1 protein-coding gene and 1 pseudogene are annotated in these 1,953 nt (G+C 46.5%); both read right to left on the bottom strand.

What is annotated here, in order from left to right:
* A pseudogene (locus BZG79_RS14905) lies at nucleotides 1-454 on the bottom strand (ATP-binding protein); the annotation flags it as partial.
* Between the two features lie 59 nt (nucleotides 455-513).
* Nucleotides 514-1,953: DUF3369 domain-containing protein (locus BZG79_RS14900; protein ID WP_108743315.1), on the bottom strand; the 1,440-nt coding region annotated here is incomplete at its 5' end.

Here is a 1,953-nt window from a genome sequence, read left to right as displayed (position 1 = left end):
ATTCGGTATAGATGGTCTGGATATTTGACTCAACATAGACGGTACCGACGCGCTGCGTTTTACCTGTATCTGGGTCATCATATTCCAGTGGGTACTCATTCACCATCTTTTTCAGGTCGACTGGCTTGCCTGCCTCAAAAAGATAGTTTTCGGACCGTATGGCTAGGTAGTCAACATGAGGAAGGTTGACTAATCCATCGATTCGCTCTTGAACACTGGTGAGATCGTAAATCCACAGTGAGCTCGCGATTAATTCGGCGTGGATATGCTCAATTTCATCATGGCGATTTTCCACTTGACTAAAGGCTTCATCATACTGCCAATAGCTCTGTAACACTGTGGTCAATAGCGTGAAAAAACCGCTGAGACAAACCATAATTAGCAGAATGCGTCGGCCTACCAGGCTGAAGAAAGGGTTACGAATGCTGTCATCGAATTTATGGCTTCGGGTCATAGATAGACTGTCGCGCTGTAATGATGATTAAGAGAAAAATCTAAATGTAAATCTTCAGTTCAATCTGGGTACGCTTCCCTAATGGCAACGAAGTCATCCCAATGCTCAAGGAGTAAATCGACGAGCTTGGGTTCAAAATGTTTGCCGCGTTGCGCGAATAACTCATGACGGATATCGTCATCTGTCCACGCTTCTTTGTAAGACCGTTTAGACCCTAGCGCATCAAATACATCGGCCAAAGCTGAAATGCGCCCGCTAATCGGGATTGCCTCTGCGGCTAGCTGGTTAGGATAGCCACTGCCGTCCCACTTTTCATGATGTGTGGCTGCTATTTCCTTGGCTTCTAAGATTAATCGCCGCTTTGAATGGCTCAGTATTTCTACGCCATATTCAACGTGTTTTTTCATGATGTCCCACTCCTCTGCATTGAGCTTACCGGGTTTATGTAAAATCGCGTCAGGAATGGCGACTTTACCCACATCATGCAGCGGTGAGCTATGTTTCATCAGCATCGTTTTTTGTTCATCCAGCCCATACAGCTCGCCCAGTTTTTCACAAAATAAAGACACACGTTGTACATGAGCGCCGGTTTCTTTACTCCGCGCTTCAACGGCATTGGCAAGGTTGTACACCAGCTCTTTGGAGGTTTCGCGAAGATCCACCATGAGGCTGAGGTTCTCAAAGGTTAAACCAATGTTCTGCATATATATTTTGAGTAAATGCTGATCTAATTCCGAAAGAGTTTTCGCGTGGTTGACGTACAACAGAAATTCGACATCCTCATCATCACGATGGAATAGAACAAACCCATCATCAAACTGAATACTCGTCCGAGTTTCGAGGGCTTGTTTGCATCGAGCTGATACAATAGGAGGCAGTTTTTCAAACGCGCACTCGGTATAGCAGTCCACATATTCACCGGTCGCGGCTAGGGTTAACGCTCTTGTTTCTTCGGCGCCAGGGCGTGGTTGTACCACGCAATAAAAGGCAGAATCGTGAATATAAAGCAGAGAGGTAAGCTGTTCTAACACCGCAGTGGCGTAATGTTGAAGATTAGTGGTGTTCTGTACATTGGCTGATGCCTCAATCACGCGCTTAAGGCCTTGCTTTTGTTCTTCTATCGTACATAGATCGCGGTACGAGCGGAGCATCGAGTAGAGTAAGGTTTTCAACTTTTGTGTCGTCAGCTCGGTTTTTTCTTTGTAGTCATCAATGTCATAGTCACGAATCACGCTATCTTCTGGCGCCTGACCTGCTTGACCTGTGCGTAGCACTAGCCGAATAACATGATCGTTCATCTCGTCACGGATATAGCGCACCAGGTCAAGTCCAGCGTGTTCGGTTTCCATCACCACATCGACAAGCGCTAAGGCAATGTCCTGCTCTCGCTGTAAAATCTCTTTTGCTTCCTGACCTGATAAGGCAGAAAGCAGCTCTAGCGGGCGTCCTTGAAAAGTGAACCCTGTCAGCGCTAGCCGTGTCACTTCATGCATCAGATC

Origin of the sequence: Salinivibrio sp. MA427 (genome assembly GCF_001996115.1) — a bacterium.
GTDB lineage: Bacteria > Pseudomonadota > Gammaproteobacteria > Enterobacterales > Vibrionaceae > Salinivibrio > Salinivibrio costicola.
Note: the sequence above shows the minus strand (reverse complement) of the source record. Positions and strands in the feature narration are given on the sequence as shown.